At 67.8% G+C, this 23231-nt stretch carries 18 protein-coding genes; 4 read left to right on the top strand and 14 right to left on the bottom strand.

Features of this window, described 5'->3' with window-relative positions; all coding sequences use genetic code 11:
• The first annotated feature begins 75 nt into the window (after positions 1-75).
• Positions 76-966, top strand: coding sequence for a LysR family transcriptional regulator (locus MZV50_RS12435; protein WP_252634968.1), 891 nt, complete (start codon positions 76-78; stop codon positions 964-966).
• On the opposite strand, the gene MZV50_RS12430 is transcribed toward MZV50_RS12435, so the two are convergent.
• Both MZV50_RS12430 and MZV50_RS12425 read right to left on the bottom strand, forming a co-directional pair.
• Positions 963-1532, bottom strand: a complete 570-nt coding sequence (locus MZV50_RS12430) for a gluconate 2-dehydrogenase subunit 3 family protein (protein WP_252634967.1) — start codon at positions 1530-1532, stop codon at positions 963-965. The two genes, MZV50_RS12435 and MZV50_RS12430, sit on opposite strands and share 4 nt — an antisense overlap.
• Positions 1532-3280, bottom strand: a complete 1749-nt coding sequence (locus MZV50_RS12425) for a GMC oxidoreductase (protein WP_252634966.1) — start codon at positions 3278-3280, stop codon at positions 1532-1534. The genes MZV50_RS12430 and MZV50_RS12425 overlap by 1 nt, the downstream gene beginning before the upstream one ends.
• A 178-nt stretch (positions 3281-3458) precedes the next feature.
• Between MZV50_RS12425 and MZV50_RS12420 the strand changes: the two genes are divergently transcribed.
• Positions 3459-4304 (top strand): 3-keto-disaccharide hydrolase, encoded by an 846-nt coding sequence (locus tag MZV50_RS12420; RefSeq protein ID WP_252634965.1) that lies wholly within the window; start codon positions 3459-3461, stop codon positions 4302-4304.
• Positions 4305-4358: 54 nt separating this feature from the next.
• On the opposite strand, the gene MZV50_RS12415 is transcribed toward MZV50_RS12420, so the two are convergent.
• The 5 genes from MZV50_RS12415 to MZV50_RS12395 are packed head-to-tail and all read right to left on the bottom strand — an operon-like array spanning position 4359 to position 9161.
• On the bottom strand, positions 4359-4721 hold the full coding sequence (locus tag MZV50_RS12415) for a c-type cytochrome (protein WP_252634964.1): 363 nt from the start codon (positions 4719-4721) through the stop codon (positions 4359-4361).
• 30 nt (positions 4722-4751) lie between these two features.
• Positions 4752-5807, bottom strand: a complete 1056-nt coding sequence (locus MZV50_RS12410) for a sugar phosphate isomerase/epimerase family protein (RefSeq protein ID WP_252634963.1) — start codon at positions 5805-5807, stop codon at positions 4752-4754.
• Positions 5804-6937 carry a Gfo/Idh/MocA family protein gene (locus MZV50_RS12405; RefSeq protein WP_252634962.1) on the bottom strand — a complete coding sequence of 378 codons (1134 nt, stop codon included), beginning with the start codon at positions 6935-6937 and terminating at the stop codon, positions 5804-5806. The genes MZV50_RS12410 and MZV50_RS12405 overlap by 4 nt, the downstream gene beginning before the upstream one ends.
• Positions 6937-7878: a sugar phosphate isomerase/epimerase family protein gene (locus tag MZV50_RS12400; RefSeq protein WP_252635233.1), complete on the bottom strand. Its 942-nt coding sequence runs from the start codon at positions 7876-7878 to the stop codon at positions 6937-6939. The genes MZV50_RS12405 and MZV50_RS12400 overlap by 1 nt, the downstream gene beginning before the upstream one ends.
• Before the next feature lie 26 nt (positions 7879-7904).
• The gene (locus MZV50_RS12395; RefSeq protein WP_252634961.1) at positions 7905-9161 is read right to left on the bottom strand and encodes an MFS transporter; all 1257 of its coding nucleotides are present in this window, start codon (positions 9159-9161) and stop codon (positions 7905-7907) included.
• Positions 9162-9339: 178 nt separating this feature from the next.
• On the opposite strand from MZV50_RS12395, the gene MZV50_RS12390 reads away from it, so the two are divergent.
• Positions 9340-10350 (top strand): LacI family DNA-binding transcriptional regulator, encoded by a 1011-nt coding sequence (locus MZV50_RS12390; RefSeq protein ID WP_252634960.1) that lies wholly within the window; start codon positions 9340-9342, stop codon positions 10348-10350.
• Here MZV50_RS12390 and MZV50_RS12385 read toward each other — a convergent pair.
• Positions 10347-11132, bottom strand: coding sequence for a 3-keto-disaccharide hydrolase (locus MZV50_RS12385; RefSeq protein WP_252634959.1), 786 nt, complete (start codon positions 11130-11132; stop codon positions 10347-10349). The genes MZV50_RS12390 and MZV50_RS12385 overlap by 4 nt on opposite strands.
• Before the next feature lie 33 nt (positions 11133-11165).
• On the bottom strand, positions 11166-13994 hold the full coding sequence (locus MZV50_RS12380; protein WP_252634958.1) for an alpha-L-rhamnosidase: 2829 nt from the start codon (positions 13992-13994) through the stop codon (positions 11166-11168).
• 113 nt (positions 13995-14107) lie between these two features.
• On the opposite strand from MZV50_RS12380, the gene MZV50_RS12375 reads away from it, so the two are divergent.
• On the top strand, positions 14108-15208 hold the full coding sequence (locus MZV50_RS12375) for a sialidase family protein (protein ID WP_252634957.1): 1101 nt from the start codon (positions 14108-14110) through the stop codon (positions 15206-15208).
• Positions 15209-15211: 3 nt separating this feature from the next.
• Here MZV50_RS12375 and MZV50_RS12370 read toward each other — a convergent pair whose 3' ends face one another.
• Genes MZV50_RS12370 through MZV50_RS12350 form a run of 5 tightly spaced genes read right to left on the bottom strand, consistent with a single transcriptional unit; the run spans position 15212 to position 23049 of the window.
• On the bottom strand, positions 15212-16819 hold the full coding sequence (locus MZV50_RS12370) for a M20/M25/M40 family metallo-hydrolase (RefSeq protein ID WP_252634956.1): 1608 nt from the start codon (positions 16817-16819) through the stop codon (positions 15212-15214).
• Positions 16816-18138: a CapA family protein gene (locus tag MZV50_RS12365; protein ID WP_252634955.1), complete on the bottom strand. Its 1323-nt coding sequence runs from the start codon at positions 18136-18138 to the stop codon at positions 16816-16818. The genes MZV50_RS12370 and MZV50_RS12365 overlap by 4 nt, the downstream gene beginning before the upstream one ends.
• Positions 18126-19829 carry a hypothetical protein gene (locus tag MZV50_RS12360; protein WP_252634954.1) on the bottom strand — a complete coding sequence of 568 codons (1704 nt, stop codon included), beginning with the start codon at positions 19827-19829 and terminating at the stop codon, positions 18126-18128. Before MZV50_RS12360 ends, MZV50_RS12365 begins: the two co-directional genes overlap by 13 nt.
• The gene (locus MZV50_RS12355; RefSeq protein ID WP_289781920.1) at positions 19829-20770 is read right to left on the bottom strand and encodes an ornithine cyclodeaminase family protein; all 942 of its coding nucleotides are present in this window, start codon (positions 20768-20770) and stop codon (positions 19829-19831) included. The genes MZV50_RS12360 and MZV50_RS12355 overlap by 1 nt, the downstream gene beginning before the upstream one ends.
• 2 nt (positions 20771-20772) lie before the next feature.
• Positions 20773-23049 carry a TonB-dependent receptor gene (locus MZV50_RS12350; protein WP_252634952.1) on the bottom strand — a complete coding sequence of 759 codons (2277 nt, stop codon included), beginning with the start codon at positions 23047-23049 and terminating at the stop codon, positions 20773-20775.
• Between the last annotated feature and the right edge of the window lie 182 nt (positions 23050-23231).

Genomic DNA, 23231 nt, shown 5'->3' with positions numbered 1-23231 from the left:
CGTGGTCTTTTAGAGCCGTTCTTTGCGCCGACAAAATATATTAATAAGCGCCGATTAGGTCGCTATACATATCAAATGGACGTTCGCCAGCTTCGCCACTTCGCCGCCGTCGCCGACACACTGCACTTCGGGAGGGCGGCCGAACGGCTGCGTATGACCCAGCCGCCGCTCAGCCAGTCGATCATGGGGCTGGAACGTGAACTGGGCGCGCCGCTGTTCGCCCGCACCAAGCGCAATGTTCGCCTGACGTCCCTGGGCGAGGAATGGTTGCCGCGTGTGCTGGACGTCCTCGCCGGTCTGAACGAGCTGCCAATCATCGCGCGCGGCATCCGCGACGGCCAGACCGGGCGGCTGTCGCTGTCGTTCGTCAGCACGGCCGATTACAGCCTCCTCCCGTCATTGGTGCGGCGCTATTCCCAGGCCTTTCCGAACGTCGAGATCCAGCTGTTCGAGGCCACCAGCGACGTGCAGCTGCCGGCCCTGGTGAACGGTGAACGGCATGCGGGCATCATCATCCCGTCGGCGGAACAGCCCTTGCCGCCGTCGCTGAGCTACCGCCGCCTGCTGCGCGAGCCACTGGTCGCCGCCGTGCCCAGCGCCTGGATCGACACCGGGCAGATCGGGGACGCCGAGGCGCTGTCGCGCGAAGAGGTGCTGGCCTCGCCCCTGATCCTGTTTCCCCGGCAGGTGGCGCCGGCCTTCCACGACCTGGTCACTGGCTATTTCACCGCCCTGGGCGGACGGGCGCGCATCGTCCAGGAGGCCATTCAGATGCAGACGATCATCAGCCTAGTGTCCAGCGGCCTGGGCATAGCCCTGGTGCCGGCGTCGCTGCGCAACCTGGCGCGCACGGGTGTGCGCTACGTCCCGCTGGCCGGCCAGGCGCCAGAGCTGGAGACCGGCCTAGCCTGGCGCGGCGGCGACATCGCCCCGCCGCTGGCCAATTTCCTGCAGCTGCTGGACTAGCGGGTCGCCCAGGCCCGCCCGACTTCGGCCAAGGGCACGCAGCCATGATAGGCGCCAGGGACGGGATCGTACTTCAGCGCCTCGGTCGCGCCGGCCTCGGAGGTGAAGTAACCGACCGTCACCATGTCCTCCAGCGCCGTGAAGAAGTGCGACTGGTTCTGGCCGCGCGCGACCCCGGCCTCTTGGTCATAGGCCGTCAGCAGCGCGACCTGATGCTCGGGCGCGAGCGCGACGAAGACATCGCCGTGGGCCGCGCGCGCGTCGGCGTCCATGCGCGCGAATCCGCCCAGCAGCTGCTCCACCTGGCCCTTTTCGTAATAGTCGCCCACGGCGCGGTCGATGAACTGCGGCACGCCAGCCGCGCGGGCGCCCGGGGTGTCCGTCGCGGGGATGATCAGCTCGGCGACCACGTCCAACAGGCGCGCCTGGTCCTGCGTCAGGGCGGTGGGCGTCCAGGTCAGCGCCGGGGCCGGCCCGGCGGCGGCCAGGGCGCGCTCGGCCCATCCGGAGGCCCCCACCCCGACCGCCAGAGCCAGGCCGCGGATCGCGTCGCGTCGATTCAGCATCACAGGTCTCCCCGCTTGCGGGCCTGGACCGCATGATCGGCGGCCCGCGCCGTCAGCGCCATATATGTCAGGGACGGGTTCACGCACGACGCCGAGGTCATTGCCGCGCCATCGGTGACATAGACGTTCTTGCACTCGTGAACCTGGTTGTGCGCGTTCAGCACCGAGGTCTTGGGATCGCGCCCCATACGGGCGGTGCCCATCTCGTGGATGCCTAGGCCCGGCGCGTAGCCGCTGTCCCTGCCCTGGACGTTCTTGAAGCCCGCGGCTTCCAGCATCTCGGCCGCCGCGGTCTGCATGTCGCGCCGCATGGCGATCTCGTTCTCGCGGATGGTGACATTGAACGTCAGGGTCGGCAGACCGAAGGCGTCCTTCATCTCGCGGTTCAGGGTGATGCGGTTGTCCTCGTAGGGAAGAATCTCGCCGAAACCGCCCAGGCCCATGGTCCACGGACCGGGCTGGGTGAGCGCGCCCTTGCGTCCCGCGCCGAAGCCCTTGGCGCCCTGGGCGCGGTTGCCCAGGTCCCGATCCCAGCCCGCGCGAGAGGCGCCGCCCTGATAGCCGAAGCCACGCAGGTAGTCGCTGCGCTTGGTCGCCGCGTCGCCGAGGTTGCGAAAGCGCGGCACGTAGATGCCGTTCGGACGGCGACCAGAATAATACATGTCGGCGAACTCGGGCGCCTCGCCGCTGGCCCCGACGCCCAGGTGGTGGTCCATGACATTGCGGCCCAGCTGGTCGCTGGCGTTGCCGAAACCATTGGGGAACCGCGAACTGGTCGAGTTCATCATGATCCAGGTCGAGTTGAAGGCCGAGGCGCACAGGAAGATGACGTCGGCGTGGAACTCCTCGTCCTTCTTCGTCTCGGCGTCCAGGATCCGCACCCCGGTCGCCTTGCCGGCCTTCTCGTCATAGATCAGCTCGGTGACGATCGAGTTGGGGCGGATCACCAGATTGCCGGTGCGCTCGGCCGCCACCAGGCCGCCGGAGTTGGAGCTGTAATAGCCGCCAAACGGGCAGCCTCGAATGCACATGTTGCGGAACTGGCACTTGGTGCGGCCCAGGCTCAGTTGCTCCTCGGTCGGCTCGGTCAGGTGCGCCGCACGGCCGATCGAGACTCGGCGCTCAGGGAACCGCGCCTCGGACTTGGCCTTGAACGCCTTTTCGACACAGTTCATCTCCATCGGCGGCTGGTAGTGGCCGTCGGGAAAATGGGCCAAGCCCTCATGCTGGCCGGAAACGCCGATGAAGCGCTCGACATGTTCGTACCAGGGGGCCAGGTCCTCGTAGCGGATAGGCCAGTCAACCCCGATCCCTTCGCGGCCGTTGGCCTCGAAATCGATCGGGCTATGACGATAGCTCTGCCGCCCCCAGGTCAGCGACCGGCCGCCGACGTGATAGCCGCGAATCCAGTCGAAGCGGTTTTCCTCGGAATACGGGTTTTCGTCGTCACGGACGAAGAAGTGCTGAGTGTACTCCGTCATCGTGTAGTTGGTGCGACGCTGCACCGGATAGTGCGCGGCCAGTTCGGCCTGCGGCAACTGCCCCTGAGGATACTTGGTCTGCCAGGGATCAAGGACAGCGGTCGGATAGTCCTCGAGGTGGCGGACCATGCGCCCCCGCTCCAGCACCAGGACCTTCAGCCCCTTCTGGGTCAGCTCCTTGGCGGCCATGCCGCCGGTGATACCGCTGCCCACCACGATAGCGTCGTACGTGTTCTTCCGACGCGCTCGGCCGTTCAGATTGGCCATGTTCGCTCCCTTTGCGGCCGCTCGATGGACCACGCCGGAAGCCCTAAGCAACGCGACGCCCCGACCTCGGCGATACCCTTCATTCTTGCCTGGAGGCTTCCATGAAATGGGTTACATTGCAAGAAAGCTCGGCATTTCACGTCAAATTGTCGAGTCACAAGGAGGAACAAGGGACGCCATGACCACATCGACCGTTCGGACTCGCCGCCTCGTCGCCGGATTGCTGGCCAGCGGCCTGGCGCTGTGCGTGGGCCTCGCCGCCAGCGCCCAGGAACCCAAGGCGCCAGAACCCAAGGCCGGGCCGTGGCGCTCCTTGTTCGACGGCAAGACCCTGAATGGCTGGACGCCAAAGGTCGCCAAGCATCCCGCCGGCGAGAACTACCGCGACACCTTCGTGGTCGACCACGGCGCGATCCGGGTCTCCTACGCCGGATACGACAAGATGAACGGCCAGTTCGGGCATCTGTTCTACAAGACCCCGTTCAAGGCCTACCGCCTGCGCCTGACCTACCGCTTCCTCACCGAAGGCGGCCTGCCTGACACGCCGGCGTGGGCGCGCAGCAACAGCGGCATCATGTTCGCCAGCCAGAGCCCCGAGAGCATGACGGTCGATCAGTCGTTCCCGGTCTCGGTCGAGTTCCAATTGCTGGGCAAGGAGGGCGACGCGCCTCGTCCCACCGGCGCGGTCTGCACGCCCGGCGTCACGATCACCATCGACGGCGCCAAGGTCAAAGAGCACTGCACCCCGCCGGCGAACGCGCCCACGGTTCCCAACGGGACCTGGGTCAAGGCCGAGTTGGATGTGCTGCCGAACGGCGAAATCACGCAAAAGATCAATGGCGTGACCGTCCACCACTATGCGGACGTGACTCTGGATCCAGAAGACACCGTGGCGGACGGCGCCAAGCCCTACATTCTGGCGCGGGGCGCTCAGCCGGTGACCGAGGGCTACATCGCCCTGCAGAGCGAAGGCCATCCGATCGAGTTCAAGGACATCGAGATCCAGGAATTGACGGCGCGCTGAGCGCCGCCCAAGCCGGAGCCAGGAACTGACGACGCCTAGCGTCGTCAGGACCCATCACTTCTTCAGCGAGGTCAGATACTGGATCACCGCGGCGCGCTGTTCGGGGTCCGGCGCGCCCAGTAGCATCTTGGTGCCAGGTACGGTCTTGCCCGGGGCCTTGATGAAGGCGTCCAGCTTGTCCGGCGTCCAGGTAATGCCAGAAGCCTTCATCGCGTTGCTGTAAGCGAAGCCGGGCGCGGTTCCGGCCTTACGGCCGACGACCCCGGCCAGCGGCGGCCCCATCTTGCCCGGCGCGGGCTGCAACGAATGGCAGACCGTGCAGCGCTGCTCGAAAACCTGCTGCCCCGAAGGCGGCGCGGCGATGGCGCTGGTCGCCATCCCGGCCAGAATGGCAGCGAGCGTAAGCTGGAACTTCATCAAGGAACTCCGTCAGAGGTTGGCGGCGGCCTACAGGCCCAATAGCCGACGATTGCGGCCAGCGTCCGGCGCGCTGCCGGCGAAATCGTCGAACGCCTTGTCCGTCACGCGAATGATGTGGTCGCGGATAAACGGCGCCCCTTCAGCAGCGCCCTGCTCCGGGTGCTTGAGGGCGCACTCCCACTCCAGCACCGCCCAGCCGTCGTAGTCATATTGGGCCAGCTTGGAGAAGATCGCCTTGAAGTCCACCTGGCCGTCGCCCAGCGAGCGGAAGCGGCCTGGCCGATCGACCCAGCCCTGGTAGCCGCCATAGACGCCCGACTGGGCCGTGGGGCGGAACTCGGCGTCCTTGACGTGGAAGGCCTTGATGCGCTCGTGGTAACGATCGATGTAGGCCAGATAATCCAGCTGCTGCAGGACGAAGTGGCTGGGGTCGTACAGGATGTTGGCGCGCGCGTGGCCGCCGACCTCGTCCAGAAATCGCTCGAAGGTCGCGCCGTCGTGCAGATCCTCGCCGGGATGGATCTCATAGCAGCAGTCGACGCCCTCGTTCTCGAAGACGTCCAGGATCGGCTTCCAGCGACGCCCCAGCTCAGCGAAGGCTTCCTCGACCAGACCGGCCGGCCGCTGCGGCCAGGGGTAGAAGTACGGCCAGGCCAGGGCGCCCGAGAAGGTGGCGTGCGCCTTCAGACCCAGACGCCGGCTGGCGACGGCGGCGGCCTTGACCTGACCGACGGCCCATTCCTGGCGTTCCTTGGGCTTGCCGCGCAGCTCGGGCGGCGCGAAGCCGTCGAACAGTTCGTCATAGGCCGGATGCACGGCGACCAGCTGGCCTTGCAGGTGGGTCGACAGCTCGGTGATCTGCAGGCCGTGACCGGCCAGCAATCCAGCGATGTCGTCGCAATAGGTCTGGCTTTCGGCCGCCAGGGCCAAGTCGAAGAACGAGTCCGCGCCGCCGGTCGGCATCTGCACGCCGACATAGCCGAGGTCCGCGACCCACTTGGCCATGGTCTCCAGCTTGTCGAACGGCGGCTCGCTACCGATGAACTGGGCCAGGAAGATGGCTGGTCCCTTGAGCGTCTTCATCGCCCCTCTCCTTCCAGCTTGACCCAGCCGGCGTCGTCCCGGCTGGCCGCCACGGCGCGCTCGACGAAGGCCATGCCGCGTACGCCCTCGGCGATGTCGGGCACGAAGCCGCCGCCGTGTCCGTCGATAGCGTCAGCGAAGTCGCGATAGATGTTGGCGAAGGCCTCGATGAAGCCTTCCGGATGCCCCGTCGGCAGCCGTGTGACCGCGCGAGCGGCCGCGCCCAGATAACCCGAACCGGCGTGAAACACCTGGCTTGGACCGTCCAGCCAGTCCAGGGTCAGGACGTTGGGATCCTCGTGCGACCAGGTCAGGCCGCCCTTCTCGCCATAGACGCTGAGCGTCAGGCCGTTGCGCGCGCCGGCCGAAATCTGCGAGGCGATCAGCACGCCGCGCGCGCCCCCCTCGAACCGCAGCAGCACGTTGCAATCGTCGTCCAGACCGCGCCCCGGCACAACGGTCGAGACGTCAGCGCACAGGCGCTCGACACGCACCCCGGTCACGAACTCGGCGATGTTGAAGGCATGCACGCCGATGTCGCCGATGCAGCCGCCGACGCCCGACTGGGAGGGGTCGGCGCGCCAGCTGGCCTGCTTGTTGTCGCCGTCGCGCTCTAGCGGTTTCGACAGCCAGCCTTGGGAATACTCGACGACCACCTTGCGCACCGAGCCCAGGTCGCCACGCGCCACGATCTCACGCGCCTCGCGGACCATCGGATAGCCGGTGTAGGTGTAGGTCAGGCCGTACCGCTTGCCCGAGGCGGCGACGATCTCCGCCAGTTCCTGGGCCTGTGCCAGGTTCAGGGTCGCGGGCTTGTCGCTGATCACGTGCAACCCGCCCTTCAACGCGGCGGCCGAGACGTCGAAGTGCAGATGGTTGGGCGTCACCACCGAAACGAGATCGACACCATCGTCCCGTGCTCGCTCGGCCGCGATCATCGCGTGATGGTCCGGATAGACCCGATCGGGCGCGACACCCCAGTCGGCGGCGGCCTTGGCGTTCTTGGCGGGATCGCGACTGAACACGCCGGCGACCAGCCGGATGCGGCCGTCCAGCTCGGCCGCCATGCGGTGCACGGGCCCGATGAACGAGCCCGGACCGCCACCAACCATGGCCAGTCGCAAGGCCATCAGGCGACCACCTTGGCCAGGTAATCATAGCTGATCTTGGCCGACTCCAGGCGCGCGTGGGCGAACGGCGGCTCCTGCTCGTAGTAGAAGCCCCGCACGCCCTCCGCATAGGCGGCGGGCAGCAGCTTCTTCCAGTCGATCATGCCGGCGCCGACCTCGGTCGGATCCTGCTTCAGCTCGAAATTGAACTTGGTCGAGGGTTTGACATCCTTGACGTGCATCTGGGTGAAACGACCCGAGTAGGCCTTCAGCAGGGCGAACGGGTCCTGGCCGGCGGCCGTGACCCAGCCGGCGTCCATTTCGAAGGTCACCAGGTTGGGATCGGTGCCCTTCAGCAGGATCTCCATGCCGTTGGTATCCCCCAGCGGCGCGAACTCGAAATTGTGGTTGTGATAGCCGCTGACAATGCCGGCCTTCTTCAGCACGGCGGCCTTCTCGTTCAGGAAGTCGGCGTTCCACTTCCAGTCGTCGGCCGTCATCTGGACGCCGGCCTGGCGCAGATCATTACCCAGGCGGTCGGGAATGTAGAGGATCGGCATGATCGCCGACTTCACACCGATCACATGCAGTTCGTCGGCCAGCTTGCTGAGATCGCCGCTGAAGCCGTTGGGGCCCTTGGGCGCGATATGGGCGCTGGGGCAGACAAGGCCGGCCTTGTCGAAGGCGGCGCGCAGTTCGGCCGGCGTACGGCCGAGGTAGCCGGCCAGCTCCACCGACTTGAAGCCGATCTTGGCGACCGTGGCCAGTTGGGCGTCCAGCTCCTTCGCCAGATCCGGGCCCAGGCTGTAGAGCTGGATGCCGACGGGCAGCTTGCGGCGCTGGAAGAACGGTGTCTCCGCCGCGCTGGCGGCGCCGGCGAAGGCCGCGCCGAAGGTCGCCGCGCCGGCGGCCAGCAGTCCGCGCCGCGAAAGGTCGGCCGCTCGGGGTTCGTTGGCGATCATGCGCACGAGGCTTTCCTTTTCTGGGCTTAGACTTGGGCCGGGCTGGCGGTCGCGGGAACCTCGTCGGTCTCGGCGACTGGGCCGCGCGACGGCGGACGGAAGAACAGGGCCAGCAGCAGCACGGCCGCCAGGGCCATGCCGGCCGGAACCAGGAACAGACTGGTGTAGTCGACGCTGGCGACGCCATCGGCGCCGGTCTGGCTGAGGCGGCTGATCAGCGACGGGAAGAGGAAGCTGGCCACCACGTTGCCGACGCCCAGGATCAGCAGGTTGAACAGGCCCTGGGCGCTGGAGCGGACGTCCTTGGGGAACACCGCGTCGACGAAGATGTACACGGTGGCGAAGAAGAACGCGTAGCAGATCCCGTGCAGCAGCTGCACGGCCACGATCACCGGGATGCTGTCGGCGAAGAAGGCGAAGACCGCGAAGCGCGCGGCGTGGCCCAGGACGCCGATGATCATCGTCACCTTCCAGCCCAGCCTGGCCAGCACGCGACCCAGGAAGAACATGGTCAGGATCTCGGCCACCTGACCCAGGCTCAGCACCACCATCGAGAGGTTGCCGGCGATGCCGACGCGGTTGGTCAGGAAGGCGTCGGCCATCACGAAGTAGCCGTTGTGGATCACGGAATCGATGAAGGTGACCAGGAACAGCACCAGCACGAACGGCGCGGCCAAGAGCTTTAAGGCGCGTCGCCAGGCCAGGTTGTCGATCCCCGGGGCGTCCTTGCGGGCCGGCGTATGCGGCAGGGTCAACGAATAGGCGGCGAAGACAAACGACAGGATCGCTGCGACCAGGAAGATCCAGCGCACCTGCTCGGCAGACGAATGCGCGCCCAGCAGGAAGACGAAGGGCCAGCTGACCAGCACCCAACCGACCGTTCCGCCCATGCGCACCGCGCCGAAGTCGGCGGCAGGGTCCTTCAGGTTGGCGAAGGCGATCGAGTTGGTGACCGACAGGGTCGGCACATAGACTAGGCTGAAGATCAGGTAGCAGGCGAAGAACGGCCAGAAGCTGGTCGCGAACGCCGTGCCGACCAGGGCCAGACCGCCGATCAAGTGGCTGACCGCCAGAAACCGCTCGGCCGAGAAGTTCCGGTCGGCGAACTGGTTGGAAAAGAAGATGCCGACCAGGGCGGCCACGCCCCACGAGCTGCCGACCAGCGACTGCTGCCAGGGCTCGAAGCCCAGCATGCCCATGTAGGGAAAGATCTTCGGCGCCCAGGCGCCCCAGATCGCCAGTTGCAGCACCATCATCAGGAAGAGCCGGAAGCTCGTCTTCATGGTCTGGCCCTCCCCGACCAGCTTGGGCGGTGATTTCGGCCCGTTTGGACCGCCTCCGCTCCGATGTAATCGAAATCATCGATAACAGGGGTCCGCTAAGCGGGCAACCGGCTAAAGGCTGTTCCGGCGCGACAGCCGCGCCTTGCCAAGCTGTCGGCTAGTCGCCAGTGTCCGGCCGATGGCGACCATTCAAGATGTTGCGCGCGACGCGGGGGTGTCCACCGCGACGGTTTCACGGGTGTTCAGCGCGCCCGAACTGGTGCTGGAGGCGACCCGCGCCAAGGTGATGGAAGCGGTCGCGCGTCTGGGCTACGAGCCGAACTTCGCGGCCAAGAGCCTGCGCACCCTGCGCACCGAGAAGATTCTGGTCACCGTGCCGGACATCTCGAACCCATTCTTCTCGCAGGTGATCCGCGGCGTGGAGGAAGCCGCCCTGGCCGCCGGCTACTCGGTGTTGTTGGGCGACACCCGCCACGAAGAGGCTCGCGAGGAGCAGTACGCGGCCATGTTTCGGCGCAAGGAGGCCGACGGCCTGATCTTCCTGGGTCACCGCCTGCCCGACGTCCTGGCCGAGATGGTCGCGGCCAAGGGGCCCAAGACGCCGATCGTCAACGGCTGCGAGTTCCGGCCGGGACTGGCGGTCTCCAGCGCTCATATCGACAACGAGCGCGCCGCCGCCGAGGTCGTCGACTACCTCTACGGCCTGGGCCATACTCGGATCGGGGTTGTGACCGGTCCGCTGGCCAGCCCGATCAGCAGCGACCGCCTGGCCGGCGTATTGTCGGCCGCCCAACGCCACGGCCGAGCCAGCGCCTTGCGCATCTCCATCGGCGACTTCTCGATCGAGTCGGGCGTGCGCCAGGCGGGCGAGCTGCTGGACGAGCCCGGCCGCCCGACCGCGATCTTCTGCTTCAGCGACGAGATGGCCATGGGCGCCATCGAGGCGATCCGCCAACGGGGCCTGCGCTGTCCGGAGGACGTCTCGCTCGTCGGCTTCGATGACATTCGCTTCGCGCAGTATCTGCATCCGCAGCTGACCACGGTCAGTCAGCCCAAGGAGCAGATCGGCCACGAGGTGGTGCGCCTGCTGCTGGACATCCTGAGCGACCGCGCCAGCACCCTGCAGAACGTCACCCTGCCCCACCGCCTGATCGTCCGGGCCAGCACGGCGCCGCCGGCGCAGGCCTAGGGGCGCGGCGCCAGCTCCCGGACCCAGATGTTGCGGAAGCTGATCGGCTCGCTGGGATCCCCATGCGCCTGCAGCTTGATGGGCGTGGCTCCATGGGCATTGTAGCTGGGCTTGCCGATATAGACCGTCTCGCCAGCCAGCACGGCGTTGTCCTGCACCAGCACGCCGTTGTGGATCACCGTCACGGTGGCGGGCTTGGCCAATGCGCCATCCGCAGCGAACAGCGGCGCGCGCCAGACGATGTCATAGGTCTGCCACTGGCCCGGCGCGCGACTGGCGTTGACCAGCGGCGGATGCTGCTTGTAGACGCTGCCCGCCTGGCCGTTCACGTACGTCGCGTTCTCGTAGCTGTCGAGGATCTGCACCTCGTAGCCCTGATCGCGCGGGCCCGTCGACGCCAGGAAGACCCCGCTGTTGCCCCGCGCCTGGCCGGTCCCGGTAATGTCCGCCGGCACGCGCCATTCCAGATGTAGCTGATAGTCGCGGAAGGCGCGCTTGGTCTCGATGTTGCCGCGCGCCTTGTTCACGGTGATGACGCCGTCCGCCACCGTCCAGCCGGCCGGCGACTTGTCTTGCGAAGCGACCCACTGATCCAGATCGTGGCCATCGAACAGGACCACCGCGTCCGACGGCGCGCCGCCCGCGGTCTGGGCCGGCGTGACCTTGGCCGGCGTCGGCGCCCAGACTTCGGTCTCCTCGGGCTTGCTCTGGGCCAAGGCCGCCAGCCCGGCCAGCAAGACCAGGCCGGCCGTGGAAGCGGCGATCACGTTCTTGATCTTCATGTCGTTCGTTGCTCCTTCGGAAGGGGCATGGCGTCAGAGCGACGCAGAGAAACTGTAAGCTCCGGATCCTACGACCATTTCCAGCCCCCGCGCCACGGCCCGCGTCGCGCGGACGCCCTTCGCGCCCACCACCGGCCGTCCCGTTTCCAGCACCGCGTTCGGTCGCGTGGTGGGCAGCAGCACCGTCGCCCGCGCGCCAGCCGGCACATCGACATCCAGCCGGATCAATCCGCCCTCGCGCCGCCAGGCGGTCTTCACCTCGCCCAGGGTCGAGCGATAGGTCGCGGACGCCGCGTTGACGGTCCCGACCGGCTTGGGCGCAATGGTGATCACGCGATCGGGCTCGGCGGCGAAATCCACGGTGATCCCCGCTAGAGAGCCGAACAGCCAGCCCTCGCCATGGCCGAGCATGAAGTGGTTCAGCGACTTGGTCGGATCGGCGTTCCAGGCCTCGGCCAGGGCGGTGCCGCCCTGGGCCAGCTGATAGCCGTAGCTGGGCCGGTCCTTCACCGACATCATATCGAACAGCACGTCGTCGCGGCCATTCTCGGTCAAGGCTCGCACCACGTAGTGGAAACCGACGTCCCCGGCGGTGATACCGTCCTGGCTGGCCCGCACGGCCTTCACCAGGGCGTCCAGCACCCGCCCTTCCTGCCCGGTCGGAACCATGCCCAGCGCCAGCGGCATGGCGGTGGCGGTCTGGCTGCCGCGATCGTACGAGCCCGTTGCTGCATCGAAAAAGCGCTGGTTGAACGCCGCCTTGACCACGTCGGCTCGACGCCGCGCCTCGTCGGCCTCGCTCTCCGGCCGTCCCAGCACGCGCGCGATCCGCGCCAGGGCGTCCAGCGCCTGATACCATGTGGCCGTGCCCGTCAGCGCCCGACTGGTCAGCTGCGAGGCGCCCAGCTTGCCCGGCCCGACGTCGTACCAGTCGCCCAGGCCGAAATCGACGATGTGTCCGGCGGCGCGCGAGGCCAGGTAATCGACATAGCGCCACATCGCCGGATAGCCGTCGACCATGGCCCTGGTGTCGCCATAGGTACGATAGGCCGCCCAGGGGCTAAGCACCACCGCCGCGCCCCATTCGGGCGAATTGCGCGCGTCCTGGTCGCGACCGTCGGGCTCGAGGAAGGCGACATATTCCGGCGCGATGCCGGGGACCATGCCGTCGGCCTGCTGGGTGTCGACGATATCGCCGATCATCTTCTCATACAGGGTCGTGGCGTCGCGATTGTAGAAGATCGTCGCCGCATTGAGATGGGTCTGTTCCAGCCAGCCCAGCTTCTCGCGATGGGGGCAATCGGTCAGGACGCTGAAGGCGTTGCTGACCACCGCCCGCTCGATCAGACCGTGGATGCGGACGAACAGCGGATCGTCGCAGTCGAAGGTTCCGACCTGGGGCAGGTCCGCATGCAGGAACTCGCCGGTCAGCGACACGACCTCCGGCACGCCGGCGCGACCACGCCCCGCGGGGGCCGCGCCCTCGACCTGCAGGTAGCGAAAGCCGTGATAGTTGAAGCGCGGCGTGAAGCGTTCGTCGCCCTGGCCGGCCAGGATGTAGTTGTAGAGCACCCAGCGGTCCGGACCGGCGTTGAAGCTGCGCTGCCAGGCCAAGCCGTCCTCGCCCAGCACCTCGGCGGGGGTCAAGGTCACCTTGGCGCCGGCCGGTCCGCGCACCACCAGGTCCGGACGCCCGGAGAAGTTCTCGCCCAGGTCATAGACGAAGACGCCCGGCTTGGGCTCGGTGATCGCCACCGGCTTGAAACGGCGATGGACGACGATCGGCGGGACGCCCTGGGCCTTCAGTCGCGCTTTTTGCGGCGGAGCGGCCAGCGCCGGTCGCCAGCCCGCTTCGTCGGCGCCCGGCAGGTTCCAGCCGGTCCGCTCGCGCCGCGCGTCGACATCCTCGCCGCCGAACATCGAGGCGAAGACGATCGGCCCTTCGGTGACCCGCCAATCGGTGTCGCTGACCACATGCTCCACGCGCCCGTCCGGATAGTGCAGGCTGAGTTGCAGGAGCAGCTTGGGGCGGCCGAAGCTGTCGACGAACTTGGACTTTCGCCCTGGGATCTTCTCGACGTCGTACATGCCGCCGCCCAGCATCACGCCCAGCACATTCGCGCCCGGCCGCAGAAGCTCCTGAACCTCGTAGGTCGTGTAGAGCGCCGTACGGTCGTAAGCCGTCCAACCCGGATTGAAGACGCTGGCGGTCACGGGCTTGCCATTCACCGACAGCTCGAAATGACCCAGACCGATGACCGAGACCACCGCCCGCTCGGGCAGGCGCTCAAGCTGGAAACCCTTGCGAAGCAACGGCAAGGCCGTGTCTTCCGGATCGGCCAGCGTCTTGTCTACCCCGCGCACGTGGTTTCCACGCACCTTCTCGGGCCGCGCCATGATCCAGCGCGCCCGCCATTCGGTAGCGTCGAGGATTCCGGTGACGAACCGCGCGGGCGGGCTCCAGCATCGTGCGCCGGATGCGTCGACGATCTCCACGGCCCACCAGTACGGACGATGCGACACCAGCGGCAGGTCTCTGTTCGGGCTCAGCGTCAGGCGCCCGCCCTTCCGAGGCCCGCTGTCCCAGACATCACCCTGGCGAGCGGCCAGGCGGCTTGGTGAGCTGGCGACGATAACGCGCGCGCCTAGAACCGAAACGTCTCGCCGCGGCTTATCCGCGGCCAGCAGCCAACGGAAACGCGGACGGCGCGTATCGACCCCGACCGGCTGGGTCAGCCATTCGACGCGCAAATCCGTGATCCCGAGACCCGCGTCCAGGGCCATCGCTCCGCCCGGCGACAGGCCCGCGCCGGCCGCGCCCAAGGCCAACCCCACGACGGTCCTGCGGTTCAGCCTGGCCATGTCTCTTCCCTCGCGACGCTTACTTCGGACCTAGGCGGCCATGCGCGTTACCGATAGCAGAGGGCTTCGCCGCCCAGCGCAAGCCGCTTTGCGCGAAGAGGAGGAACACGACCATGGCCGCTTTCTCGTCCCCGCGCCTGCCGGGATCGATGCTCGCCCTGATCGGCGTCTGCCTGCTCGCCGGGCCCGCCCTGGCCGCGCCGAAAGCGATCCTCAAAGTCGAGCCGGTCTATGTGAACGCCCCCTATCCGCAGTCGCACGCCTCGACGATCGTGGAGACAGCTGCCGGCACGCTGGCGGCGGCCTGGTTTGGCGGCACGCACGAGCGCAATCCCGACGTCGGCATATGGTTCGCCCGCCGCGTCGATGGTCAGTGGCGAGAAGCCCGCGAGGTGGCCAATGGCGTCCAGGCGGACGGGCGCCCGCGCCTGCCGACCTGGAACCCGGTGCTGTTCCAGGCCCCGAAGGGCGACCTCTTCCTGTTCTACAAGGTCGGGCCCAGTCCGCAGGCCTGGTGGGGCATGGTCATCACCTCCTGCGACGATGGCCAGACCTGGAGCCCGCCCCGCCGCCTGCCCGACGGCATCCTGGGGCCGATCAAGAACAAGCCGGTGGTCCTGGCCGACGGCGCATGGCTCTCGCCCGTCAGCCTGGAACAGTCGGAGGGCGTCACCCAGGAGGACGGCGGCGGCTGGAGCCTCTATTTCGAGCGCAGCGAGGATGGCGGCCAGACGTGGACCAGGACCGCGCCGGTCGCCTCGCCGCTGAAGATCGACGCGATCCAGCCCAGCATCCTTTTCCATCCCAGCGGCGCGCTGGAGGCCGTGGCCCGCACCCGCCAGGGCGCGCTGGCGCAAACCTGGTCGAAGGACGGCGGCAGAACCTGGAGCCCGCTGGCGACGATCGACCTGCCCAATCCGAATTCCGGCACGGACGCCGTGACCCTGGCCGACGGTCGTCAACTGCTGGTCTACAACCACGCCGGCCAGCGGCCGGAAACGCCTGGCAAGGGGCCGCGCGTCCCGTTGAACCTGGCGATCTCGGACGATGGGGTGCGTTGGCGCGAGGTGCTGACGCTGGAAAGCCAGCCGGTTCCAGACGGCTACGCCTATCCTGCCATCATCCAGACCCGGGACGGCAAGGTGCATGTCACCTACACCGTCAACCGTCGCGGCATCCGCCACGTCGAGATCGATCCGGCCGCCCTGAAATAGACGTCAGAGGCCAGGCCGCGGCGCCCTGACGTCGGCGTTGGCGCTGTTGATCAGAAAGATCGCCAGCACCGTCGCCGCTTGCGCCAAGTCGTCCGGCGACAGGCGCTCCAGGGTGTCGAGGTTCGTGTGGTGCGCCCGGCTGTCGTAGTCGAGCGGATCCTGCAGGAAGGAAATACCCGGCAGGCCGATTTCAGTGAAGGTCGACTGGTCGGCGGGCCAGTGCGGTCCGTCATAGACCGCCAGCACGCCCAGATCGCTCAGCGGCGCGATCCAGTCGCGATAGAGCGCGGCCAGGGCTGGATTCTCGCCAGTGAACACGCCTCGAATGCGACCAGAGCCGCCATCCAGATTGAAGGCGACGGAAAAGTCCTCGTACTCCGGTCCCTTGACCAGCGGCCCGACCTTGGCGCGACGGCCCTCGACCGAGAGAGCCAGTTGCTCGGGCGCGGTCGAGCGCGGGATATGGCCCAAGCGTTGACGGGCATAGGCTTCCGAGCCGTAGAGGCCTTGTTCCTCACCGCCATAGAGCACGACGCGGATCGTGCGGCGGGGTTTCAGGTCCAGAGCGCGCAGAATGCGGACAGCCTCCAGGATGGCGCCCACGCCCGCGCCGTTGTCGGCCGCTCCGGCGCCGGCAGCCCAGCTGTCGAGGTGCGCACCGGCCAGCACCACCTGAGACTTCAGCGCCGGATCCGTCCCCGGCAGTTCGGCGACGACGTTGTAGCCCGGCTCGGCGGGATCGCCCTCCTCGGTGACGATCTCAAGCGCCAGGCGAGGCGGAGCGCCGCCTTCCGCCAGGCGCCAGCAACGGGCGTACGCCTCGTGGCCTAGATACAACGCGGGGAACACCGGGCGCTCGGCGGCCAACCAGGGCCGACCGCCGAGATCGGAGCCGTCGACGGTCATGACGCCGGGTTCGCCGCCACCGCCGTCCAGAACCACCGCCGCCACGCCCTCGGCCGCCAGGAAAGCGTTGCGACGCGCCTTGAACAGCCCTTCCCGTCCCTGCCTCGCGCGACGGTCCGCGACCGTGCGATAGTAGGCGCGCACGGCCTCGGCGGCGTCGCCCTTCAGAACCTGCTCGTCGGTGTAGCGGACCACGGCAGGGTCGGCGGTCGATGCGGTTTTCGGAGATCCCAGCAGCACGATCTTGCCGCCGAGCCGTCCCTCGGCGCGTTGCAGATCCTGGTCGGTGTCCAGACGCACGGCGATCACCTCGGCCTGGACTGTTCCCTCGGTCGCCACCGACCAGGGCGCGGCCACGGCGGCGAGCGCGGCGTCGCCTGGCTCGGTCATCCGGGCCCAGGCGCGAACCTGCCGCCAGGACAGGCCGAACGGGCCGATCGGCTCCAGCCGAGGATCGCTCAGTCCCAGCTCGCGCAGCCGCGCCAGCGCCCAGTCATAGGCCCGGCGCATATTCGGGGACCCCATCAGCCGCGCGCCGATCCTGTCGGTCAGGCTGGTTGCGTAGGTCATGGCCCGGCCACGCTTCAGGCCCTCGTCGCGGATCGCCCGGTAGAGCGCGAGGTCCGGCGCGGCGCGCGCTAAGGCGGGGCGGGCGAACGCCAGAGCGCCAAGGGCGACCAGCGCCTGTCGCCGCGCCAGCTTCATTTCGCCGCCACGCGGATCACGCCGGTGTCGCCCTCGATGTCGATCTTCGTGCCGAACTGAACCGAGGCCGCCTGGATGCGGTTGAGGATCCGTCGGGCCTCTTCGTGAGACGGCGACCGGGGTGTGCCGATCAGCCGATCGTCCTCCAGGTTCTGGACGAACGGATGGATGCGGATCACGGCCACGCGGCCGTTCTGGTACTCGCTGACCGCCACCGCGCCATCGTACCAGGCCTCTGGCAGGGTGAAGCCCCGGAACTGGCGGTGCTTGTCGCCAACCTGGAACATCAGGCTGCCCATGCCGTAGAAGATCGGCCGCCCCTTGTAGATCTCGATGCCCAGCAGCGCGTGCGGGCCATGACGCACGATGGCGTCCGCGCCGGCGTCGACCAGCGCGTGGAAGAGCGGTGTCATGTAGTCGGCCGGGCGGACGTCCTCCGGATCGGACGAGGCCGTCTCGTGGGCGTGGATCGAGAACACCACCAGGTCGGCCTTGCCGCGCGCTTCCCTGACGCTGGCCAGGGCGGCGGCGCGATCATCGGCATTGACGTCGTAGCTCAAGCCCGACCGATCCTCGACGCGGAAGGTCGTGCGGCCGATGGTCAGCTCCTCACCGGTCTTGGCGGCGGTGAAGACCTCGGGGTTCTTGGCGGCGTCGGGCGTCTCCGAGCGCGCGGCGATGGCGCGCAGGGTGGCCATCTGCTCCGGCGTCACCAATTGCAGCTCGCGTGAGCGCAGCGGGCTAAGGCCCGGGCGAGCGCGGAAGCCTCGCGCCGGATTGGCGTCGGCGGCCAGGGAGATATCGGTATAGGTGCCGGCGAACGAGACCAGGGCGACCGTGCCCTTCGGCGTGTTGGCGTAGGCCGGCTCGCGCGCCGCCGTCAGGCTGTCGCCCGTGCCGGCGTGGACCACGCCGGCGGCGTCCAGCGAGCGCTGGGTCTCGAGCATGCCATCGACCCCGAAGTCCGTGGCGTGGTTGTTGGCCATCGACATGATCTTGAAGCCCATGGCCTTCAGGTCGAAGGCCACGGCCGCGTCGTTTATCGGCGTACCGCCACCGTTTTGCGCCGCCGGATAGCCCGGGAACCTGTCGAGATCGAAGATCGCGCCTTCCTGATTGCCGAACGCGGCGTCGGCGCTCGACAGCAGCTTCTGGATCCGCAGCGTGCCCGGATCGCCATGGCCGGTGATCGGCTTCTCGGGCCCGATTAGGTCGCCGGTCACCGCCAGCGAGAAGCCGTTCCTCACGGTCGCCTGGGTCTGGGCGGACGCGGATCCAGCCAGCAAGGCGGCCAGGATGGCGGCGGTCAGTAGACGCATTTCAGGCTCTCCGTCCCCGGCTTACGCATCCACTGGTACACCGAGACCGCCTCGCCACGCGGCAGATAGGTCAGCGGGAAGGTCTTGCCATCACGGGTGACCTTCAGCGTCAGGGCGGCGGCCGGATCGCCCTGCACACCGTCCAGAGCCACAGCGTAGGTGACGACGTCGCTGTCCTTCAGCCCGGCCTTGGCGGCCTCCGAGCCCGGGATCAGACCCCGGATGGTCTTGGTGGTCCCGACCAACGACTTGGGCTCGAAGCCCAGTTCAAAGCGACGGGCTTTAGCCGTCGTTCGGGTGAAGCACGGACCGAAGTCATCCGGCTCGGGCAGCATCAGGCCGCCGGACAGCATGGCCTGGTGCAGCTTGCGGCCGTCCTCGCCCAGGTCTTTCACGACCAGTTCGATCCAGGCCGCGTCGTCGGTGCTCTGGCCGGCGGCGTAGCGACGATTCATCTCCAGCACGAGGTCGTCGACCGAGCGCTTGCGGGCGGTCGCGCGGCGGATGCGGCCGTCCAGCACCGCGAAATAGAGCCCCCCCCGGTCATAGGGCAGCACACGGATACGCGTGTCCTCCCAGAAGCGCGGCGCGATCTCCTGGTCAGGCGTGTCGTTCAGCGGATTGGCGTAGTAACGGCGCGCGGTGTCGTTGAGATCTTCCAGGAACGCCTCGGGCGACAGCAGGCCGGCGCGGAACGGCAGCAGGCCTTGATAGTGGACCGCCACGCCCTCGCCGTACCACTGGCCGGCGTTCGAGTCCGTCCAGGTGTGGACCATCTCATGCGAGAGCGTGCCCTTCAGGCTGTCGCCCTTGGTGGCCGCGCCATAGGTGGTCAGGAAAGACCGGGTCAGGGCCGTGCCGCCGCCCGCGTTGATCGGATTGTAGCGCAGGAACACCCGGTAGGGCGGGACACTTTTGTCCTGGAAGAAACCGCTCATCCAGCCGTGCAGGCGGTTGGTCCAGGCCATCAGCGGCGCGGAGTCGAACGGCGGCTGCCCCATCCAGGCCGACGAGAAGCCCGTGGGCGACACGGCCGCTGGCTCGCGCTTCATCGGGCCGGCCATGAACACGGTCGAGGCCAGCTGGTCGGCGGGACCATCCGGCAGGGCGACATCGCCTTCGCCGAAGCTGGAGGTCGCGGTCGAGCCCTTGGGCAGCGCCGCGAGGTCCCAGCGCAGGGTGATCTTCCGGACTGTCTTCTCTTCCTCCGGCAGCAGGATGAAGGTGTTGCCGACGCCCGAAACGCCGCCGCCCTCGGTGCGCAAAGCATAGGGCGGGCCCGAGCCGCGCTTGGGCGGGGTATTGTCGACCGGCGCGGTGTAGCGAACCACCACCGCCCCGCGGGTGGCGCGACCGGCCAGCCAGTGGCGCGACCAGACCAGGCCTCTGGCGGGATCATCCTGCACGGCCAGCGGGATCTCGCCCTCGGCGTCGGTCGCCGTAAGCCTCGTCAGGGTCTCGGCGACGGTGGCGGTGTTGGCGATGACGAGCGGCAAGGTCAGCAGCGGTGCGCCGGCCTTGGCGGGCAGCTCCGAAAAGCGCAGCTCGACCTCGAGGGTGCCCTGCCCCTTGGCCTCGTCCATGTGGCTGGGCTTCAGCAGCACCGCCAGCGATGGGTTGGCCAGGGCCACGCCCGAAGCGCTCGACAGGAGGGCCGCGGCCAGGCCGCCAAGACGTTGCGCCAGGGTCATCAGCTTTGCTCGTACAGGTAAGCCGTCGCCGCCAGGTCCTGCACGGCATGGCCGATCGACTTGTAGATGGTGATCTCCGAGGCCGACTGGCGGCCCGGACGCATGCCGGCCAGCACCTCGCCGATCTCGGCCTGGATACAGTCCTCGGTGACCAGGCCGGCGGCGACGGCGCGCAGGAACTCGCCGGCGCCGTTGCGGGCCGACTCCCGGCTCTCGACGAAGTAGCGCCCGACCGAGACCACGGCGGCCTCGGCCTCGGCCGCCGAGGCGACGCTGGCCCCGACCAGATTGACGTGGGTCCCGGGCGTCAGCCAGTCGGCGAACAGGATCGGCTCGACCGCGCCAGTGACAGTGCAGACGATCTGGGCGTCCGTCACCGCCTCGCGAGGATCGGCGACCGGCAGCATTGCAAGGCCCGTCTTCTCGGCCATCGTCACGCAGAAGGCGCGGGCTCGCTCGATCGAACGGCCCCAAACCTTGACCTCGCGCAACGGCCGTACGCGCGCCAGGGCCTCGATATGGGCGCTGGCCTGATGGCCGTAGCCCATGACGGTCAGCCGTTCGGCGTCCGGAACCGCCAGGGCGTCGGTCGCAACGGCCGTACCAGCGGCCGTACGGATCAGGGTGATCGCGCCGGCGTCGGCGACGCAAACCGCCTGGCCGCTCTCGGCGTCGAACAGCACCACCACGCCCAGATGCGCGGTGCGCCCTGGACGATCCGGCTCGGCGAACACGCTGACCAGCTTGGCCCCGAAATAGCCCTCCGAGAGCAGCGCGCCCGGCATCTGGCCGAACAGCCGCCCCGCGCCGATCGGAATGATCGTGCGCGGCAGCTGCCGGGTCTCGCCGGCGGACAGGGCGATCATCGCCCCCCGCACCGCTGTCCGGCATCCCTCGATATCGAGGCGTCGCAGAACAGCGGCTTCGTCGAGGATCTTCATGCCTAGAAGCTGCGGGACACGGAGACACCCACGGTGCGCGGCTGCAGGAAGACGGCCGTGGGCGGGCTGGTGCCGCCACGCGTATTGGCCTCCAGGACACCTCGCTTGTCGCCGACGTTCTTGAGATAGGCCACCAGGGTCCAGTCCTCGTTGCGCACGCCGGCGCGAAGATCGACCGTCGTATAGGACGGCAGCTTCACGCGGGGCCCATAGGCCTCGTTGGCGGTCGCGGTCGGCAGGATGTTGGCGAAGTCGCCATAGCGACTCCCGACATAGGCCAGGCTGGCGCCGACGAAGCCCGAGAATCCGCCCCCGACGGACCAATCATAGTCCGCCGACAGGCTGCCCGAGATCTTGGCCGAGCCCGGCAGACGATCGCCCTTGGCCCCGTAGATCGGCGACGCGCCCGCCGGCGGACGCAGGCCATCGGTCAGCTTGGCGTCGAGATAGGTCATGGCGCCTTCGAACACGAAGCCGCGAACCGGCGACCAGCGCCCGGAGAACTCCGCGCCGCGGCTGCGGGCGGTCGAGCCGTTGGTGTAATAGGTCAGCTGCGAGAGCGTGTCGGTCGTCAGGAGCTGGATATCGTCCCAGTCGATCTGGAAAAGCGCCGCCTCGTAGGTGAACCGCAGGTTCGGGACCACGCCCTTCAGACCGACCTCGTAGCTGGTCACGGTGTCGGAACCGAACGACAGCGGGACACTGCCGATCCCGGCGCTGTTGGGACCGCCCGGGCGATAACCGGTGGCGACCCGCAGATAGGCCATCGTGTCCGGCGAGATCTTGTAGCTAGGCGTGAACAGCCACGTGATCGCATCGTCCGAGGACTTGGACTGGTCGACGCTGCTGGTCGGACCAAAGAACCGCTCGGCGGGCTTGGCGATCGTGGTCGTGGACCGGCCGTCCTGATCGTTGGACGAGTATCGCGCGCCGACCTGCAGGTCGAACTTCGGCGTGAAGTGATAGGTGGCGTCGGCGAAGATTGCCTTTTCCTTCAGCGACGCGGGCCCGACCGAGTTGTAGGCGGTCGTCGCTCCGCCACCGCCCGCCGAATGGACGATCAGCGTCTGGTCGACGGAAATCTTCTCGTCCGTGTAGAAGCCGCCGACCAGCCATTCCAGCGGCCCGTCGGACTTCGAGGCCAGGCGGATTTCCTGGCTGAATTTCTTGGTCCGGTCGGCGTTGATCAGCGAGACGGAACCGCCCGCGGCCGAGAACGGCGACAGCAAGAAGCGGAACGCATTGGTCTGATCGAGGTCGGACTTGGAGCGAACCTTGTTCCAGGCGCTGATCGCGGTGAGGTCGGCGAAGCCGAGATCCACATTAGCGCGCGCCTGATAGAGGTCGAGACTGACGTCGCGCTTGGTCGGCGCGATATTCAGCGTCAGATCGCCGAAGTACGGCGTGAAGTCCACCGGGCCCGTGAATGCGCCAGTGCCGCACGACGGACAGACGCGGATGCTGGGGCTGCCGAAGAACTTCGCGCGCTGGCGCACGGCCGACGCGTCGATGGAGAAGGTCTCGGTCGGCTTGAACAGGACCACGGCCCGCCCGCCCTTCACGCGGTTCTTGTTGACGTCCACACCCTGGGCGGTGGCGTTGATGTTGTCGAGATAGGCCGGATCGCGGCGGTCGAAGGCGCTGACACGAAGCGCCAGCTTGTCCTTGACCACGGGCACGTTCACCGCGCCCCGCAACGAATAACCTTGACCGCCGCCGGCGATGTTGTTGCCGCCAATTTCGACGCGACCGCTGAACTCCTCGGTGTTGGGAGACGTGGTGACATACTTCACCAGCCCGCCCAGGCTGGAGGCGCCGTACAGCGTCCCCTGCGGGCCGCGCAGAACTTCGATGCGCTGCAGGTCGGACGGATCGATGTCGACGAGCGGCGACTGGGCCGACGCCGCGCCGGACGTCAGCGGCACGTCATCGACGACGAAGGCGACGGTGGCGGCCGTGCCGCCGCCGGTGGTGACGCCGCGAATGGCGACATTGCTGGCGCGCTGCTCGGTTCCGCCGCCGGTCAGCGAAATACCCGGGACGCGATTGTAGAAGTCCCGCAGCTGCACGAGGTTCTGCCGCACCAAGGTGTCGCCAGTCACCGCCGCCACCGACACCGGCACATCCAGCAGGCGCTCGGACTTCTTCTGGGCGGTGACGACGATCTCGCTCATCGTCGTCTGGTCGCTCGCGGCGTCCTGAGCCTGAACCGCCGAGGCGGCCAACAGGCACGCGCCACCCGAACCCGCCAGCAGCAGAACCTTCAAACCGTTGCGCATCACAATCCCCCTAGGCGTGGAGGATGGCGCGGACGCCGCCTCCCCGAGACCAATGTTCGCCAGAGCCTTGCAACAGAACGAAGACAGATTCAACATTTTGTTGACCACCAAGACAAAGCTTTGATGTCGGCCATTTTTCGCTGAGAATCCGGTCACTAGCGACCAAGTCGCGAGCAATTCAC

It is taken from the genome of Caulobacter segnis, assembly GCF_023935105.1.
GTDB classification, from domain to species: Bacteria; Pseudomonadota; Alphaproteobacteria; order Caulobacterales; family Caulobacteraceae; genus Caulobacter; species Caulobacter segnis_B.
The sequence above is the reverse complement of the archived record's forward strand: the minus strand, read 5'-3'. Positions and strand labels throughout refer to the sequence as shown.

Coding starts and splice junctions, on each gene's coding strand:
- MZV50_RS12435 (WP_252634968.1), top strand. CDS start 76: ATGGACGTTCGCCAGCTTCGCCACTTCGCCGCCGTCGCCGACACACTG.
- MZV50_RS12430 (WP_252634967.1), bottom strand. CDS start 1,532: ATGCTGAATCGACGCGACGCGATCCGCGGCCTGGCTCTGGCGGTCGGG.
- MZV50_RS12425 (WP_252634966.1), bottom strand. CDS start 3,280: ATGGCCAATCTGAACGGCCGAGCGCGTCGGAAGAACACGTACGACGCT.
- MZV50_RS12420 (WP_252634965.1), top strand. CDS start 3,459: ATGACCACATCGACCGTTCGGACTCGCCGCCTCGTCGCCGGATTGCTG.
- MZV50_RS12415 (WP_252634964.1), bottom strand. CDS start 4,721: ATGAAGTTCCAGCTTACGCTCGCTGCCATTCTGGCCGGGATGGCGACC.
- MZV50_RS12410 (WP_252634963.1), bottom strand. CDS start 5,807: ATGAAGACGCTCAAGGGACCAGCCATCTTCCTGGCCCAGTTCATCGGT.
- MZV50_RS12405 (WP_252634962.1), bottom strand. CDS start 6,937: ATGGCCTTGCGACTGGCCATGGTTGGTGGCGGTCCGGGCTCGTTCATC.
- MZV50_RS12400 (WP_252635233.1), bottom strand. CDS start 7,878: ATGATCGCCAACGAACCCCGAGCGGCCGACCTTTCGCGGCGCGGACTG.
- MZV50_RS12395 (WP_252634961.1), bottom strand. CDS start 9,161: ATGAAGACGAGCTTCCGGCTCTTCCTGATGATGGTGCTGCAACTGGCG.
- MZV50_RS12390 (WP_252634960.1), top strand. CDS start 9,340: ATGGCGACCATTCAAGATGTTGCGCGCGACGCGGGGGTGTCCACCGCG.
- MZV50_RS12385 (WP_252634959.1), bottom strand. CDS start 11,132: ATGAAGATCAAGAACGTGATCGCCGCTTCCACGGCCGGCCTGGTCTTG.
- MZV50_RS12380 (WP_252634958.1), bottom strand. CDS start 13,994: ATGGCCAGGCTGAACCGCAGGACCGTCGTGGGGTTGGCCTTGGGCGCG.
- MZV50_RS12375 (WP_252634957.1), top strand. CDS start 14,108: ATGGCCGCTTTCTCGTCCCCGCGCCTGCCGGGATCGATGCTCGCCCTG.
- MZV50_RS12370 (WP_252634956.1), bottom strand. CDS start 16,819: ATGAAGCTGGCGCGGCGACAGGCGCTGGTCGCCCTTGGCGCTCTGGCG.
- MZV50_RS12365 (WP_252634955.1), bottom strand. CDS start 18,138: ATGCGTCTACTGACCGCCGCCATCCTGGCCGCCTTGCTGGCTGGATCC.
- MZV50_RS12360 (WP_252634954.1), bottom strand. CDS start 19,829: ATGACCCTGGCGCAACGTCTTGGCGGCCTGGCCGCGGCCCTCCTGTCG.
- MZV50_RS12355 (WP_289781920.1), bottom strand. CDS start 20,770: ATGAAGATCCTCGACGAAGCCGCTGTTCTGCGACGCCTCGATATCGAG.
- MZV50_RS12350 (WP_252634952.1), bottom strand. CDS start 23,049: ATGCGCAACGGTTTGAAGGTTCTGCTGCTGGCGGGTTCGGGTGGCGCG.